This is a genomic window from Clostridium sp. BNL1100 (assembly GCF_000244875.1).
In the GTDB taxonomy this organism is placed as follows: Bacteria; Bacillota; Clostridia; order Acetivibrionales; family DSM-1351; genus Ruminiclostridium.
The window spans coordinates 1-17,240 of record NC_016791.1 but is presented as its reverse complement, the minus strand read 5'-3'; the positions used below and the strand labels follow the sequence as shown (position 1 = coordinate 17,240).

The window sequence follows — 17,240 nt, the reverse complement described above, 5'->3', positions numbered from 1 at the left end:
GGACTCATTATCCGACGGGTTTTAGTCTTAAAATATATTATTTATAAAGTTCTACCAACTTTAATAAATGGTCATAACGTTCCTTAGCAGCTTTCTCTGATTCTTGGAAGAGTTTATCCGCACGGTCAGGGAATGCACGCTGTAAGCGAGTATAACGTGTTTCGTTATTAAGGAACTCTTGATATGTTCCGTCACCTGGCTTGGATGTCAAAGTAAACGGATTCTTTCCTTCTGCCTTTAAAGCAGGGTTGAATGAGAAGAGATTCCAGTAACCGGAAGCAACAGCCTTCTTCATTTCATCCTGACAATGGTTCATTCCGCCCTTAACTCCGTGGAGTTCACAAGGAGCATAACCAATAATCAATGATGGTCCGTTATATGCTTCTGCTTCAGCAATAACCTTGATTGTCTGATTTGGATTAGCACCAAGAGCAATCTGTGCTACATAAACGTAACCATAGCTCATAGCGATTTCAGCAAGGCTCTTCTTGCCTATGTCCTTACCAGCTGCAGCAAACTGGCAAACTTCGCCGATGTTTGAAGCCTTTGATAACTGTCCGCCTGTATTTGAGTACATTTCTGTATCGAATACCATAACGTTTACATTTTCCCCTGAAGCGAGTACATGGTCAAGTCCACCGAATCCGATATCATATGCCCATCCGTCACCACCGAGAATCCATATAGATTTCTTAGCGAGGTACTGTTTCTTTTCAAGTATTTCCTTTGAAATATCACATCCTGCAGCAGCAGCTTTTTCAAGTTCTACTATCAATGCCTTAGTAGCAGGTGCATTTTCTCTTGTCATATCCTTTGTCTCAATGAATTTAGCAATAGTAGCCTTTAATTCATCAGAAGCTTTATCAGATGCAGCAAGCTTTTCAATCTGAGCTATCGCCTGATCACGGATAACTTTCTGTCCAAGTTGCATACCGTAACCATGCTCAGCATTATCTTCAAACAATGAGTTTGCCCAAGCAGGACCCATTTTTGAATCTTTATTAACTGTATATGGGCTTGTAGCAGCAGGACCTCCCCATATTGAAGAACATCCTGTAGCATTTGAAATATACATTTGTTCACCGAACAACTGAGTTATCAAACGAGCATATGATGTTTCAGCACATCCTGCACAGCTTCCTGAGAATTCGAGAAGCGGCTGATTGAACTGTGAGCCCTTAACAGTAGTGTCTGCAGGCATTCCAGGTTTCTTTCCAACGTTTGCAACCAGGTAATCAAATACTGGCTGTTCTTCAGCTTGTGATTCCTGAGGTACCATCTTGATTGCCTTTTCCTTAACAGGACATACTGTGATACATTCACCACAACCCATACAATCCAAAGGAGATACGCTCATAGTAAACTTGTATTCACTAGCTTTTGGCTTAGTATCAGCTAATTTAATATTAGCAGGTGCTGCCTTTATTTCATCTTCACTCAACATGAATGGACGAATAGTTGCATGTGAACATACAAATGCACAACTGTTACATTGTAAGCATAAGTTTGCATCCCATTCAGGAACTAATACGGCAGTACCACGTTTTTCATACGCAGAAGCACCCTGTTCGAACTGTCCATCAGCAATATCAGCAAAAGCAGATACTGGAAGACTGTCACCATCCATTAATGCAATCGGGTTAAGCAGATTCTTAACCATATCAACTAATTCAGGGCTGCCTATGAGTTCAGGTGCTGCAAGATCAGCTTCAGGATTTGACCATGAAGCAGGAACTTCAACTTTATGAAGTGCACTTACACCTGCATCAATAGCTTTGTAGTTCATTTCTACAATAGCGTCGCCCTTCTTGCCGTAAGATTTCTTAGCAGCTTCTTTCATGAATTTAATAGCTTCGTCAATTGGCATAACATTTGCCAGCTTGAAGAATGCTGATTGAAGGATAGTATTGGTACGTTTGCCCATACCAATTTCCATTGCCTTATCTATAGCGTTGATTGTATATAACTGAATATTGTTGTCTGCAATATATTTCTTTGCAGCAGCATTCAATTTAGTATCTAATTCTTCATCAGACCACTGACAGTTGATCATGAAGATTCCGCCCGGCTTAACATCCTGAACCATCTTGAATCCCTTAACAACGTATGATGGGTTGTGACATGCAACAAAGTCAGCCTGATTTATGTAATATGGACTCTTGATTGGCTTATCACCGAATCTAAGGTGAGAAATAGTTACACCACCTGTTTTCTTTGAGTCATATTGGAAATATGCCTGAATATATTTATCAGTGTGGTCACCGAGAATTTTAGTTGAATTCTTGTTAGCACCAACAGTTCCGTCTCCGCCCAGACCCCAGAACTTACATTCAACAGTACCTGCTGCTGCAGTTATAGGAGCTGGCTTAATTTCAGGTAAGCTTAAATATGTAACATCATCTACGATACCTAAAGTAAAGCGTGACTTAGGAGCATCCTTTTTCAGTTCAGTAAATACTGCAAATACTGAAGATGGAGGAGTATCCTTTGAACCTAAACCATAACGGCCATTAGTTACAACTATATCATTAAGTCCTGCTTCACGGAGTGTTGTAGCAACATCAAGATACAATGGTTCACCCAATGATCCCGGTTCCTTTGTACGGTCAAGAACAGCTATTTTCTTTACGGTCTTTGGAAGAACCTTTAGCAAACTGCTGGAAACCCAAGGACGATATAAACGAACCTTGATAAGACCAACTTTCTCACCTGCAGCAGTTAAGTAATCTATTACTTCTTCAGCTACATCACAGAATGAACCCATAGCTACTATAACACGTTCAGCATCTGGTGCTCCGTAATAGTTGAATAAATCATAATTTGTACCGAGTTTAGCGTTTACCTTAGCCATGTATTTTTCAACAACAGCAGGTAATTTATCATATGTAGTATTACATGCTTCACGGTGCTGGAAGAATATATCTCCATTTTCATGTGAACCACGCATTGATGGCTTTTCAGGGTTTAATGCATGCTCACGGAAAGCCTTTATGGAATCCATATCACACATTTCTTTTAAGTCTGCATAATCCCATGTTTCAATTTTCTGAACTTCGTGGGATGTACGGAAACCATCAAAGAAGTTTATAAAAGGAACTTTTCCTTCAATTGTTGCAAGATGTGCAACTGCACTTAAATCCATTACTTCCTGTGGATTTGATTCAGCTAACATTGCAAAACCTGTTTGACGGCAAGCATATACGTCACTATGATCACCAAAGATGTTCAATGCATGTGTAGAAACTGTACGAGCAGAAACGTGGAATACACTAGGAAGTAATTCGCCTGCGATTTTGTACATGTTAGGAATCATCAAAAGAAGACCTTGTGAAGCTGTGAATGTTGTTGTAAGAGCACCTGCAGCCAAAGAGCCGTGAACAGTTCCCGCAGCCCCTGCTTCAGACTGAAGTTCAACAACTTTAACCTGACTACCAAAAATATTTTCCCTACCAGCAGCAGACCATTGGTCAACAGAATCGGCCATTGGGCTTGAAGGTGTGATTGGGTAAATAGCAGCAACATCAGTAAACGCATAGGAAACGTGTGCGGCAGCTGTATTTCCATCCATCGATTGTTTATGTCTTGACATTTTAACTTACCTCCTTAATAACTAAAAACACTATTCAACGACATATTCTATCATTTTTTTGCCCATTTGTAAAGGTTGTACAGCCTTAGTTTTGTTCTTTGTATACAACATTTAGCCTAGAATCCCTTAGAAATTGCATATAAATCGTAATATTTTATTTGTATTTTACAATTATCATGGAGTAGGCATTTTATATAATGTATACAGTATAATTGATTATCCTACTAAAAATTATTGATTATAACAATATACCAAAAATTTTGTACTTTAGTGTTCTACACCATAAACTGTAAAAAAACAAGAAGTATTAACCCGGGTACTCCAAGAACCCCAACTATTAAAGCAGAGTACACATTTAATGCTATTCTGAAATCAAAATATGAACCTATAAAATTAATAATTATTAATAAAATTACACCAAGAATTATATTAATGAAAAGTTTTTTAACCCCTTTTCCTATATTCATAGTACTTCCCCTTTCTATAAAAGGTTTGTCCCTGCTATAAGAAATATATTAACTATTTGAGTTAAATATTCTTTCAAAAATAAAAAAGGACTTTATTCACTGAGGAATAAGGTCCTTATCAGGTCTCATTACAATTCATTAATGCCCATGGTTTTTGCCTTCTTTATCAAAAATTCAAACATTGTCTCATACGCTTTTATCTGGTATGTATAGTAGTCAACCATTAATGAATCATTTACATAGTCAAAATTTTTGTAGGCCTTTTGCAATTCTCCTTTTACCTTTTCTATTTCCTTTAGGAGAATAACCCTCTCACTGGCCAATGCTTTCGCTTCTGATGTTTTTACAACATTGTTTAATGCTTTATTAAGCGATATTTCCATAATTAAACTCCTTAATACATTATAGTATTATAATGATTGACCCATTATAATACTATTTATGCAAATTGGGAAATATTCGCTACTGATATTTTTCAACCATTAAGGCACCATTCTTTTTTAATATTTCCAGAATATCCTCAGAACGGTCATCATCTGTCATCATACTAAAAAGAGCATTCCCGTTTGAAATCAATTTTTCAAATTCCTTTTTTTTATTTTTGGGAACTTGGAAATCAATGAATCCTCCTATTACTCCTCCTGCAAGCAAACCGATAAATAGGCCACCTATAGGCCCTGCAGCTGCAACAAAACCTAAACCTTGAATAAACATACTTACTCCTCCTATAAGTATACCTAAGATGCCTCCAATAATGCCTCCGGTAACTATACCATCAGAGATTCTTACACTTAAACTGCCGGGCCTTACAAAAGGATTGCTATTTTTTTTGCTTGTTTCTATACTTCCACCATCTGTCGGCTTATACCTGTTTATATTACTTCCTGTTTTAGTCATTATAGATATATTATCAGTTCTAAGCCCCTTTTCACGAATTTCATACGCTGCTTTTTCAGCATTTTCATAAGCTTCAAATATAGCTACTACTGTTTTAGCCAATAAAACCACTCCTGTATAATTAAGTAGTTTTATATTTTACTCAAACTGCTCTTGTTTATACAGATTTATACATATTTTAATAGATCGGCCGGACATTCTATAAATAAATCCGGCTCAACCTTTTCAAGATCCGTTCTTTGACTGTAGGTCCATGCCACGGCAGCGCTTCTGACTCCTGCATTTTTTGCACACAGTATATCTAACGGACTGTCTCCTACGTATAAAACTTCATCCTTGTTTGTAACGCCGGCTTTACTCATTGCAACAATCAATGGATCGCCATCGGGTTTGTGTTTTTTTGAATCCTCCGATCCGTTAACAAATTTAAAAAATTGATTAAGATTAAATAGTTTTAATCCTCTGAGAGCCAATTCCCGTCTTTTTGAAGTTACAACTCCCATAACTATCCCTTTATCATAAAGGATTTTTATTGTCTCAAAAATCCCAATAAAAACTCCAATACAGCTGTCATGTCTTCTATCGTTATAATCCCGATAGGTTTTTGCAAGCTCCTCCTCATGCCCCGGATATAAATCTCTCAAGTGATTAATTAATGGCATCCCTATATAACTTATAGTTTCTTCCTCCGGACGTGTTTCGCCAAAATGATGAATAAACGTGTAATTAAAGGAATCCAGAATTAAAGGGACAGTATCAATAAGTGTTCCGTCAAGATCAAAAAAAATATACTTAAAATTATTCATTGTAATATATCATCCATCCTCTTTTAATATTAATAGACTAATGTTAATCATACTTATCAAACTTTAAATCGTATAATAGATTATGCATAATTAATTAGCTTGTTAATTTTTATGATATTAATTATAATCTATAATATATGTAAATCATATATACTTTAGTTTATATATTTTACGAAATAGAAATTAGCCGGTATAGCATAATAATTATTTAAAGTAGAGGGTGGATCATTTGAAAAACACAATAAAGCATTCTTTGCCTAACCTCCTGACATTTATAAATCTCTCGCTTGGAATTATTGCATTACTATTTGCAATAAAAAATGACATGATACAGGCATCCCTATTAGTTATGGTTGCTGCATTAACAGACAGATTTGACGGTAAGGTGGCAAGAATGTTGGATAGTACAAGTGAACTTGGTAAAGAATTGGATTCGCTTTCAGACTTAATCTCCTTTGGTGTAGCACCAATAATAATTGCCTGGAAGATAAGTTTCTTTGATTTAACGGTACTTGGGTATTTACTTGCAGTGTTGTTTCCTATTGCAGGTGCGTACAGACTGGCACGTTACAATGTAACTACATTTAACAATGTATTTTCAGGGGTTCCGATAACTATTGCAGGTGCATTTTTATCCATAGTTAATTTGTACAACAGTTATTCAATTGAACACCATAACTATAGTAATATTAACACTATAGTAACTGCGATAATTATTGTTTTACTTTCCTACCTTATGGTTAGTAAAATCCAGATTAAAAAAAGGTAAATTATTTTTAAAGAACCACGATTTTTGTTTAAAATCATGGTTCTTTTTTATTCACATTTTATATGAAAAGTAATTTGTTTTATCCACAAATTATTATATCAATGTTAATAACCTTTAAAAAAAATCAAATCTGTGAATTATATTCAAATTCGCAATAAATATGGAAGTGGTTAAGAAGTAAATTGAATCAATGTAGGCAGGCATTTCATAGCTTTTCTCTAAAAATAAAAAAAAGACACTAATTTAAAAATTTTACTTCAAAATAGTGTCCTTTTTTACTCATAAAACGCTGAAAAGCCTGATACAATCAGGCTTTTCAAATTTGGCGGAGAAGAAGGGATTCGAACCCTTGCTCCAGTTGCCCAGACTAACGGTTTAGCAAACCGTCCCCTTCGACCTACTTGGGTACTTCTCCATTAAACTTGAGCTGGCTTTTAAGCCAGCTCATATTTTTGTGGCGGAGAGAGTGAGATTCGAACTCACGGTAGGCTCACACCTACGCCGGTTTTCAAGACCGGTGCCTTAAACCAACTCGACCATCTCTCCATGTTGGTTTTGTCAAGCGACGTGTTTAATTTTACAATGATTTTTTACTTTTGTCAACACCTTACTTTATAATAAACCATAACTTTTAAAAGTAATTTATTCCACTATCTATTTTACATCATCTTTTCCAAGAGATTTCTCATATTTCTAGCAAATTCACTTGCAGGACAATTAATTTGAAAGTCATTTATTATCCTTTTTGCATCATTATAATTTGAGCTCTTATAATATGATGTGGCTAAATAATAGTATGCATCATCAATGTAATATTCATTCTTATTTGAGAAATCAATTGCACGGTTTAAATTTATTATCGCCCCTGCATAGTTTTTATTTTTATAATTCTTGTATCCATCTCTATACAGCTTTAATGAAGCTTTTCCATAGCTTTTCCCAATTAAATCATTATAGGTATTTAAACCCTGCGGACTTAAATATTCAATCTTAACATCATATTTAAGCGTAACGGCCGAATTTACATAATCTTTCTGATTAAAGTATTCCATTGCCTTAACAAGCGCATCTGTTGCACTTACTGTACTATTATATTTTGACTCCATATCAGTTGTTTTTGAGCTCTGAGTAGCAATTTCCTGCTCAGATTCAACTAGTTTATTCCTTAGTGATTCCAATTCCTTATTTAGTCTTTCATTTTCCTTTAAAGCGGATTTTAAATCTGTTACAGCAGTAAGCTTTGCTTTTTCCTGTGAAGAAAGTTTATTCTGATAGTCACTTATATTATTCTGAAATTTTACCTGACTGTATGCTGTTAATAAAAGTATAATAAATGCGCCTGTAAATAAAATTACAGCATACATCCATATTTGTTTTTTTTCATTTTTATTATCTTTATTGCTATGAAAATGAATATTCATGTTAAAGGCCTCCATTTTACTACCGGAAACATTATTGTAATTAGTTAATCTACATAACTTCTTTCGATGTTTGTTTTCTTTGCTATATCAATAGCTTGTATCTCTTCTGCCGATAAAGTATATTTTGATTTTCCGGATACAACCGGTTTGGAATAAGTTGAAGAACTTTCTCTTGAATATATTCCGCTTATAACTACACCTGAATCGTTATTATCTAAAAGAGCAATAGCAAAACTTAAATCACTGCCAACGTTATCAAACGCATTAAATCTAACTATTCCGACCTTTTGTATACATTGAAGCAGTCTTCTTTCTATATTATTAATCTGCAGCTCAATTTCTCTGTTTTTTGTACTTACAGAATTTGTATTATTCAAACATGTCTCCAAAAGTTCTTCAATATTTCTGTCACTTAACCCATTCATAAACTTTCTGTATTTAATTTTAAGCTTATTGGTCTTCTTTATATTTGCTATGAGCATAAAACAATTAATTATTATTAAAATAAAACAAATTCCAAAAAGCACTAATATCTCAAACTGCATATTCAATATATTTGTTAAAAAGTCACTCATCTTAACCTGCTCCCCTTGTAGATTCACTCCATGTAGTTAATTATCTTTAAAATTACGTTATAAAGCTTTATTTTCATTTTAACGCATTTCTTTTTGTAGGAATATAATATCATTCCATCACTTAAAAAAATGGCTTAAAATCGATTTTAAAAGCTCACTTTTTTTAAGTCTTATAAAAAAAATCCAATAACCTTTCCAATTCATCATTAGAATAGTATTCAATTGTAATTTTACCTTTATTGTTTTTTGATTGTAATTTAACCCTGGTACCCAAAATATTTTTGAGTTTGTTTTCCACATCGATCAATTCAGGGTTGTTTACTTCTGTTTTTTTTCTATCTTTATTATCTCCTTTACAGAGCTTCTTTACATAATTTTCGGTTTCTCTTACACTTAATTTATTTTCGATTATAAATTCAGCAGCTTTTTGCTGTAACTCTTTGTCCTGAATAATAACTAATGTTCTTGCATGTCCGCTGGTTAACTCACCGCTAATAATAAATTTTCTGACCTCGTTTGTCAATCCCAGCAATCTCAAAGAATTTGCTATAGACGGCCTGCTCTTTCCAATGGTCGCAGCAATTTGCTCCTGAGTCAAATTATACTCATCCATTAAATGAAGAAAAGCTTCGGCTTCTTCAATTGGATTTAAATCCTCTCTTTGAAGATTTTCAATAAGGGCAACTTCCATAGTCTGTTTGTTAGAAAAATCCTTTACAATTACCGGTACATCGGCCAAACCTGCTAATTTTGCAGCTCTCCATCTTCTTTCACCTGCAATAATTGTATATGTGTTATCCTCTTTTTTTACAATAATAGGTTGAATGATTCCATGTTGTTTAATAGATTCAGCAAGCTGTATCAATTTTTCGTCATCAAAATTTTTACGTGGTTGTCCAATATTAGGCTCCAATTCATTTATTCTTAGTTGTAGAATACCTGATTCTTCACCTAATGATTCATTCGAGATTAATGCTCCAAGTCCCTTGCCCAGACCTTTTTTTATCATAAGTTCTATACCACCTCTTCAGCATACTCAATAACTTCTTCAGCCAAATCGATATAACATTCAGCACCCTTTGACTTTGCATCATATAAAATAATAGGAAGACCAAAACTCGGTGCCTCACTTAATCTAACGTTTCTTGGAATTATTGTCCTATACACCTTATTGCTGAAATACTTTTTGACCTCTTCTACAACTTGTATTGACAGATTAGTACGTGCATCAAACATTGTCAAAACAACACCTTCAACCTCCAACTGAGGATTTAAGTGTCTTTGAACAAGTTTTACAGTATTCATTAGTTGACTTAATCCTTCCAATGCATAATATTCACATTGTATAGGCACTAAAATTGTATCAGAAGCAGTGAGGGAATTTAAAGTAAGCAGTCCCAGGGAAGGAGGACAATCAATTATAATAAAATCAAATTCCTTGCGTATGTAATATAATGCTGATTTAAGCCTATTTTCTCTTGAAATCATTGATACAAGTTCAACTTCTGCTCCGGCAAGCTGTATATTTGACGGACATATCATTAGGCTATCGATACATGTCTGTAATAGCGTATTTTCAATTGGTTCATCATTAATAATAACATCATATACCGAATGTGTTATGTTTTTTTTGTCCACTCCAAGTCCACTTGTTGTATTTCCTTGGGGGTCTATATCAATAACTAAAACCTTTTTACCCTTGTATGCCAGACATGAACTTAAATTTACCGCCGTTGTTGTTTTCCCTACTCCACCCTTTTGGTTAGCAATGGCTATTATTTTTGCCAAAAATACCTCACTCCTTATTGAGCCTTATTTACCATATAATTAACAAAACACCTTAATAGGTGTCCTTTTGCTCTCTAATTGAAAATTATATCATATGACATATGATATTACAAAGAATATAATTTATTTGTAATATGTTTCACGTGAAACATTTTACAAATTTTCTTATATACAGATTTTTGTTTCACGTGAAACATTTCGACTTATAATTAAATCCTAAAAACAAAAAAAGGAGTAAAAACTCCTTTTTTTTATATATTACGGCTATTAAATATCTAAATATGTTACATCCTTTGCATGCATATGGATATATTCTTTTCTCGGTTCAACCTTCTCTCCCATAAACATACTGAACACTTCATCAGCTGTAATTGCATCCTGAACATCAACCTTTATAATGGTACGTGTTTCAGGATCCATTGTAGTCTCCCACAATTGATCAGGATTCATTTCTCCAAGACCTTTGAATCTTTGTATGTTAACATTGGGGTCATCTTTTCTCCATCCACGCTCTTCGTAAATCTTAGTTACCTGTCTGTCATCATACGCATAAAATTCTTCTTTTCCCTTATAAACCTTGAACAAAGGAGGCATTGCAATGTAGACATGACCCTGTTCAACTAGCGGTCTCATATATCTGAAGAAAAATGTTAAAAGTAACATTCTGATATGAGAACCATCAACATCTGCATCAGCCATAATTATAATCTTGTCATACCTTAATTTTGATGTATCAAAGTCATCTCCTATACCTGCTCCAAGAGCAATAATAACAGGAGCCAATTTTTCATTATCAAACACCTTATCCAGTCTTGACTTTTCAACATTAAGCATTTTACCCCACAGAGGAAGTATAGCCTGTATTCTTCTATCTCTTCCCTGTTTTGCAGAACCACCTGCAGAATCACCCTCAACAATAAATATTTCTGTCTTTGTTGGGTCCTTTTCGGAACAGTCAGCTAGTTTACCTGGAAGGGTACTGGAATCCATAGCACTCTTTCTCCTGGTTAATTCCCTCGCTTTTCTGGCTGCTTCTCTTGCTCTGGCCGCAGTAAGGCTTTTATCAAGAATAATTTTTGCAATTGAAGGATTTTCTTCTAAAAATATGTTCAATTTATCACTTACAACGTTTTCAACAAGTGTCCTTATTTCACTATTACCAAGCTTTGTTTTTGTTTGTCCTTCAAACTGGGGCTCGGGAAGTTTTACACTTATTACCGCTGTAAGACCTTCTCGTACGTCTTCTCCTGATAAGTTCTTGTCGTTTTCTTTAATAATATTGAATTTTCTGGCATAATCATTTAAAACCTTAGTAATAGCAGTTCTAAATCCGGTTAAATGTGTTCCGCCTTCTGTTGTTGCAATGTTATTAGCATAACTAAAAACGGTCTCATTGTAATTGTCATTATATTGCATTGCAACTTCAACTATATTTGCATCTCTGGTGCCTTCAAAATAAATTACTTTATCATGTAAAGGTTCTTTTGTTTTATTAAGATACTCAACAAAAGAGATAATTCCACCTTCGTAATGCAGATTTTTTTCAATTATCTCATCAGGACGCTCGTCAATAAGCTTAATCTTTATGCCTCTATTTAAAAATGCCATTTCTCTATATCTGGTTATCATTGCATCAAAGTCAAAAACAATATCTTCAAAAATTTCCGGGTCCGGCTTAAAGGTAGTAATTGTTCCGCTTTCTTCAGTTTCGCCCACTATTTCAACAGAAGTAACAGGTTTTCCTCGAGAATATTTCTGTTTGTAAATATGCCCTTCCCTTTTTACTTCAACCTCCATACTTTCAGATAATGCATTAACAACAGAGGCTCCAACACCATGAAGTCCGCCTGAAACACTATATGCACCACTTCCGAACTTTCCCCCGGCATGAAGTATTGTATGTACTACTTCAAGAGTTGGAATACCCATTTTAGGATGTATACCAACAGGAATACCACTTCCATTGTCAGTTACAGTAATAGAATTATCCTTGTGAACAATTACTTGAATTGTATCACATCTTCCGGCAAGTGCTTCATCAACACTATTCGCAACTATTTCATAAACTAAATGATGCAATCCTCTGCTTGAGGTACTTCCTATATACATTCCAGGTCTCTTACGTACAGCCTCCAAGCCTTCCAGCACCTGAATCTGACTCTCATCATAAGATGAAGCATTGTTAAAATCATTCATAGTATCTTGTATACTTCCTTTCAACAATCAATTAAATATTTGATATTTCAGTTATATATTTTGATCTCTTTTGCAATGTTACTGATGATATCGGAGATAAATATATCTTACTTTTTTTATCAGTCTCAGTAATAATAAATGATTTTGGTAAATCCTCCGATATACTTATTACAAAACCTTCTTCTTCCGCAACTTTAAGAAATTCTCTTGTATCTTTAGAAATAGTAGTCGTGTCTATATCCATAATAGCTATTACATTTTTTATAGGAATAACAACATCTCCGCCTATATGCAAAAACATACTTTAAATCCTCCATAATCTCTAAACCCAATTTTACATTATTAACTTATTTATTGCAAATTATCGTTTATAAACTACTCTGAATATTTCCTCCGACAATTTTTAAAAAATTACTTTCGCCGGACAATAAATTTTCAAAATGCTCTGTACTTGTACATGTAACAAAAGTTTGTACTTCCTTTATGCTTTCCATAAGATATTTTTGCCTATTGTTATCTAATTCAGACATAACATCATCCAAAAGTAAAACTGGATACTGATTTGTTTCTTTCTTTACCAATTCAATCTCGGCAATTTTCAATGATAGGACTGCTGATCTTTGCTGTCCCTGGGACCCATATAATTTAAGACTTTTATCGTTAACCATAATATCGTAATCATCTCTATGTGGGCCTACAGTGGTATAACCTAGTATTATATCTCGTGAAATACTCTTTTCCAGGTTTTTTATGTATAGATTTTGAATCTGTTTTTTATCATCATTTTCAGTAATCTGAAAGCTGCATTTATAATCAAATGAAATTTTTTCACTTTTATCAGTAAGAAAATTATGTTGACTTTCTGCCAAACTCGAAAGTAATTTTGAAAAAGTCCTTCTCGCAGTAATAATTGATGCTGCAACCTCGGCAAGCCTGATGTTCCAGATATCAACAGTATCCATTAATTTAGGGTTACTGTTGATATTCTTAAGAAGTGTATTTCGTTGTTTTAGAATCTTTGTCAGTTGTTGCAAATTATAAAAATATGAAGGTTTGATTTGACTGAGTGTGATATCAACAAACCTTCTTCTTTCAGTAGGTCCCTGTTTTACTATAAATAAATCTTCTGGGGAAAACAATACAGCATAAAGATTTCCCATAAGTGCACCGATTTTTTTAATTGGAATTTCGTTTATTTTTATTTGTTTTTTTTGGTTTTCATAATATTCAATTTCAATATCTTTTTCTAAACTTCCGGCATTGAAAATATGAGCATTAATACTGAATTTATCACATCCGAATTTTATTAATTCGGAATCTTTCGATGTTCTGTGTGAACGCCCGGAAGCACATAAATAAATGGCTTCAAGGATATTTGTTTTCCCTTGGCCATTATCACCATAAATAATATTAAAACGATCAGAAAATACAAGTCTTGTATTTGTATGGTTTCTATAATTCTCTAAAACCAAGCTTTTGACAATCAATGCATTACCTCATTTAGCTATTTTGAATTATTTTGTATTGTTTTTGATCGAATTCTACAATATCACCATTTCTGAGCTTTTTTCCACGTTGAAATTCAACATTACCATTAACCTTGACAAAGCCGTCGATTATAAAGCCCTTAGCCATGGCACCGTTATCGCAAGCACCAACCCATTTTAAAAATTGATCAAGCTTAATAAACTCAGTATTTATTCCTACGTCTTCCATAAAGCCTCCAATATTCCGTCGTATATTTAAATTCTTACAGCTTGTATCAGATAAGCAAAATCATTATTGCTTTCAATAAGCGGTCTTAAAGTACAAGGTGCATTTGTAGTAATAAAATATACAGATGCTCTCTCTTCATCAATTGCCTTTAATGCATCAATTAAAAAAGCAGGATTATATCCTATTTCCAGAGTATTTCCTTCTATCTCGGCTTTAACTTCTTCACGGACATTTCCAAGATCCGCATTTGATGTAATTACAATTTTATCATTGCCTATAAAAAGCTTTACAGGGCTATTTTTATCATTCATCGAAATAAGTGAAGCTCTTTCAAGGCTTGACTGAAATTCTTTTATATTAATAACAACTTTTGTTTCAAAATCTTTGTTAAGCAAGCTATTATAATTTAAAAATTTACCTTCAATAAGCCGAGAAACAATTCTCCATGACTTTGCATCAAATACCACCTGACTATTCGAACTGTAAACAGCTACATCATCATCAGTTGCCTGAAGAATTTTAGAAATTTCGTTTAAAGTTTTTCCGGGTACAATAACACTAAAATCATTAATGTCGCTTTCTAAAATTTTTCTTCTCAAAGCAAGTCTGAAACCGTCTATTGATACAATAACTAATTCTTTATCTTTTACTTCGATCAATGATCCGGTCAACACAGGTCTGTTTTCATCAGATCCGACAGCAAATACGGTTTGTCTGATCATATCCTTTAAATCACCTTGTGTCAATGATAGAACATTCTCTTTTTCCACAACAGGTAGTGAAGGATAACCCGATGGATTTATTCCTTTTATCTCAAAATGTGAATTTTCACATTCAACAACTACTAGATTATTTACTGTAACTTCAATAAGAACTTCTGAATCAGGTAATCTTCTTACAATATCCCCAAATATTTTAGAATTTATAACAATAGACCCGGTACTTCTTATATCAGCTTCAACATAGCATTCAATACCGATTTCTAGATCATTACCGGTTAACTTGAACTTATCCTCAGCATTCAGAAGAATTCCTTCAAGTATTGGTAAAGTAGTTTTGGTTGATACGGCTTTTTGAACTATATTAATCCCATTGAGTAAATTTTCTTTAGAACATATAACTTTCATCTAGGTGCCTCCGTTTTTTAAATATAATTAAAATATAAAAACAGTAATAATAGTAGTAGGGGGTGTTAAATCTGTGTATAACTTGTCTGATTTAGTTATACCAATAGCTTGATGGTGTTAATAAAATGTTGACCAATCGAGACTTTTTTTCAACAAAACATTAAGTTTATCCAAAACACTAAGTTATACACAGATTTTGATCACCAAATCAACATAAACTGTGCATAACTTTCATGAAATTTTAGATTTAACCCCCAGTTATATTTTTCTTTATATCCTCTACTGTTCTTCTTAATTCCGCACTATTTTCAAGATCGTGATTAATCTTTTCACATGCGTGTATAACAGTCGTATGATCACGGCCACCGAATTCATCTCCAATTTTGGGTAGAGACATATCTGTCATTTCACGACAGAGGTGCATTGCAATTTGACGAGGAAAAGAAACGTCTCTGGATCTCTTTTTTGATTTAAGTTCATCCGTTTTAAGGTGAAAGTATCTGGAGACCGCTTCTTGTATAGTTTTAGAATTTATAATGACTGCTTTACTGTTATTAAGCATATCTTTAAGAGCTTCCACCGCCATATCAACATTTATGATATTCTCGGTTAGAGTTGAGTATGCAATAACTCGATTTAAAGCACCTTCAAGTTCACGTATATTGGAACCTACCTTATCCGCAATAAAAACCATAACGTCATCAGGTACATCCAAATTTTCCAGTTGGGCTTTTTTTCTGAGTATAGCGATTCTGGTTTCCAGATCAGGCGGAGCGATATCAGCTATTAATCCCCACTCAAATCTGGATCTAAGTCTGTCTTCGAGAGTAGGAATTTCCTTTGGAGGCTTATCACTGGATATGATTATTTGTTTATTGGCTTCATAGAGAGCATTAAAAGTATGGAAAAATTCTTCTTCTGTTCTTTCTTTTCCACCTATAAACTGAATATCGTCAATAAGTAAAACATCTATATTTCTGTACTTATACCTGAATTCTTCATTCTTATCATCTCTGATTGCATTTATCAGTTCATTTGTAAATTTCTCTGAAGAAACATATAAAACTTTTAGTGCAGGATTTTGCCCTAAAACAAAATGACCTATTGCGTGCATTAAATGTGTTTTTCCAAGACCAACTCCTCCATAAAGAAAAAGAGGGTTATATGCTTTTGCTGGTGCTTCCGCAACGGCTAACGATGCTGCATGAGCAAATCTGTTTCCATTTCCGATTACAAATGTATCAAATGTATATTTAGGATTTAAAAAAGACATATTAGAGTCTTCGTTATATTCCTGAGCTGCGGGCTTTACAGGTGCTTGTGAAGGTATAGCAAAATAAATATTATATTCTCTGTGACTTATTTGCCTTAATGCATTTTTTATTAGATATGAGTATCTTGATTCAAGAATACCTTTATTAAAATCAGCAGGTACTCCTAAAGTAACTGTATTAGAATCAATAGATATTGGTTCTATTGTTAAAATCCAGGTATTAAAACTGATTTCGGTCATTTCACCTTTTAATAATTCCAATGTACGGTTCCATATTTCATTAAGTTGCACGTTCATGTCCCTTCGCCCACCTTGGTTATACATATTAATAATAAAAAATGTGCATGATATCGAATATAAATAAGCACGTTATTTGCTAAAAACGCTACGAGTTAAAAAGCTTGTACAAGTTTTTTCATGAGTGAGAAATACAAAAAATAGTTTGTTACATTAAAGTAAAAAGTTATTAACAACCATGCAGATTAAAAACACACAGGTTATCAACAAGTATTAATAAATATATCAGAGTTTTGTGGAAAATTCAATAAGAAAAACGAGAGATATCCACAAAAATATATTTCAAGATGATATATATCCACAGGTTTATGTGCAAATA

At 33.8% G+C, this 17,240-nt stretch carries 16 protein-coding genes and 2 tRNA genes; 1 reads left to right on the top strand and 17 read right to left on the bottom strand.

Features of this window, described 5'->3' with window-relative positions; genetic code table 11:
- Positions 1-37: 37 nt before the first annotated feature.
- The 5 genes from nifJ to CLO1100_RS00070 all read right to left on the bottom strand — a co-directional run bounded on the left by nifJ (position 38) and on the right by CLO1100_RS00070 (position 5,759).
- Positions 38-3,589, bottom strand: a complete 3,552-nt coding sequence (gene nifJ, locus CLO1100_RS00090; RefSeq protein ID WP_014311719.1) for a pyruvate:ferredoxin (flavodoxin) oxidoreductase — start codon at positions 3,587-3,589, stop codon at positions 38-40.
- Between the two features lie 275 nt (positions 3,590-3,864).
- Positions 3,865-4,056 carry a pro-sigmaK processing inhibitor BofA family protein gene (locus CLO1100_RS00085; RefSeq protein ID WP_014311718.1) on the bottom strand — a complete coding sequence of 64 codons (192 nt, stop codon included), beginning with the start codon at positions 4,054-4,056 and terminating at the stop codon, positions 3,865-3,867.
- A 128-nt stretch (positions 4,057-4,184) separates the two neighbouring features.
- Positions 4,185-4,439: a DUF2508 family protein gene (locus tag CLO1100_RS00080; RefSeq protein WP_014311717.1), complete on the bottom strand. Its 255-nt coding sequence runs from the start codon at positions 4,437-4,439 to the stop codon at positions 4,185-4,187.
- A 79-nt stretch (positions 4,440-4,518) separates the two neighbouring features.
- Positions 4,519-5,064, bottom strand: a complete 546-nt coding sequence (locus tag CLO1100_RS00075) for a hypothetical protein (RefSeq protein ID WP_242836643.1) — start codon at positions 5,062-5,064, stop codon at positions 4,519-4,521.
- Between the two features lie 56 nt (positions 5,065-5,120).
- On the bottom strand, positions 5,121-5,759 hold the full coding sequence (locus tag CLO1100_RS00070) for an HAD-IA family hydrolase (RefSeq protein ID WP_014311715.1): 639 nt from the start codon (positions 5,757-5,759) through the stop codon (positions 5,121-5,123).
- Positions 5,760-5,988: 229 nt separating this feature from the next.
- Between CLO1100_RS00070 and pssA the strand changes: the two genes are divergently transcribed.
- Positions 5,989-6,528, top strand: a complete 540-nt coding sequence (gene pssA / locus CLO1100_RS00065) for a CDP-diacylglycerol--serine O-phosphatidyltransferase (RefSeq protein WP_014311714.1) — start codon at positions 5,989-5,991, stop codon at positions 6,526-6,528.
- Between the two features lie 323 nt (positions 6,529-6,851).
- On the opposite strand, the gene CLO1100_RS00060 is transcribed toward pssA, so the two are convergent.
- The 12 genes from CLO1100_RS00060 to dnaA form a co-directional block, all read right to left on the bottom strand.
- A tRNA-Ser gene (locus CLO1100_RS00060) sits at positions 6,852-6,943 on the bottom strand.
- 40 nt (positions 6,944-6,983) lie between these two features.
- Positions 6,984-7,074, bottom strand: a tRNA-Ser gene (locus CLO1100_RS00055).
- Between the two features lie 113 nt (positions 7,075-7,187).
- Entirely contained in the window at positions 7,188-7,949 is a 762-nt protein-coding gene (locus CLO1100_RS00050) for a hypothetical protein (RefSeq protein ID WP_014311713.1), read from the bottom strand.
- 44 nt (positions 7,950-7,993) lie between these two features.
- The gene (locus CLO1100_RS00045; protein ID WP_014311712.1) at positions 7,994-8,524 is read right to left on the bottom strand and encodes a DUF4446 family protein; all 531 of its coding nucleotides are present in this window, start codon (positions 8,522-8,524) and stop codon (positions 7,994-7,996) included.
- Positions 8,525-8,687: 163 nt separating this feature from the next.
- A complete protein-coding gene (locus CLO1100_RS00040) occupies positions 8,688-9,533 on the bottom strand; it encodes a ParB/RepB/Spo0J family partition protein (protein WP_014311711.1) in 846 nt (281 codons plus the stop codon).
- Between the two features lie 5 nt (positions 9,534-9,538).
- On the bottom strand, positions 9,539-10,312 hold the full coding sequence (locus CLO1100_RS00035) for an AAA family ATPase (RefSeq protein ID WP_014311710.1): 774 nt from the start codon (positions 10,310-10,312) through the stop codon (positions 9,539-9,541).
- A 267-nt stretch (positions 10,313-10,579) separates the two neighbouring features.
- On the bottom strand, positions 10,580-12,508 hold the full coding sequence (gene gyrB, locus CLO1100_RS00030) for a DNA topoisomerase (ATP-hydrolyzing) subunit B (protein ID WP_014311709.1): 1,929 nt from the start codon (positions 12,506-12,508) through the stop codon (positions 10,580-10,582).
- A 31-nt stretch (positions 12,509-12,539) separates the two neighbouring features.
- Entirely contained in the window at positions 12,540-12,809 is a 270-nt protein-coding gene (locus tag CLO1100_RS00025) for an extracellular matrix/biofilm biosynthesis regulator RemA family protein (RefSeq protein WP_004619018.1), read from the bottom strand.
- A 67-nt stretch (positions 12,810-12,876) separates the two neighbouring features.
- Complete coding sequence (gene recF / locus CLO1100_RS00020; RefSeq protein ID WP_014311708.1) at positions 12,877-13,995, bottom strand: DNA replication/repair protein RecF; 1,119 nt, start codon at positions 13,993-13,995, stop codon at positions 12,877-12,879.
- Positions 13,996-14,008: 13 nt separating this feature from the next.
- On the bottom strand, positions 14,009-14,224 hold the full coding sequence (locus CLO1100_RS00015; RefSeq protein WP_014311707.1) for an RNA-binding S4 domain-containing protein: 216 nt from the start codon (positions 14,222-14,224) through the stop codon (positions 14,009-14,011).
- A gap of 26 nt (positions 14,225-14,250) precedes the next feature.
- A complete protein-coding gene (gene dnaN / locus CLO1100_RS00010; RefSeq protein WP_014311706.1) occupies positions 14,251-15,351 on the bottom strand; it encodes a DNA polymerase III subunit beta in 1,101 nt (366 codons plus the stop codon).
- A gap of 247 nt (positions 15,352-15,598) precedes the next feature.
- Positions 15,599-16,921, bottom strand: coding sequence for a chromosomal replication initiator protein DnaA (dnaA, locus tag CLO1100_RS00005; RefSeq protein ID WP_014311705.1), 1,323 nt, complete (start codon positions 16,919-16,921; stop codon positions 15,599-15,601).
- Positions 16,922-17,240: the final 319 nt, after the last annotated feature.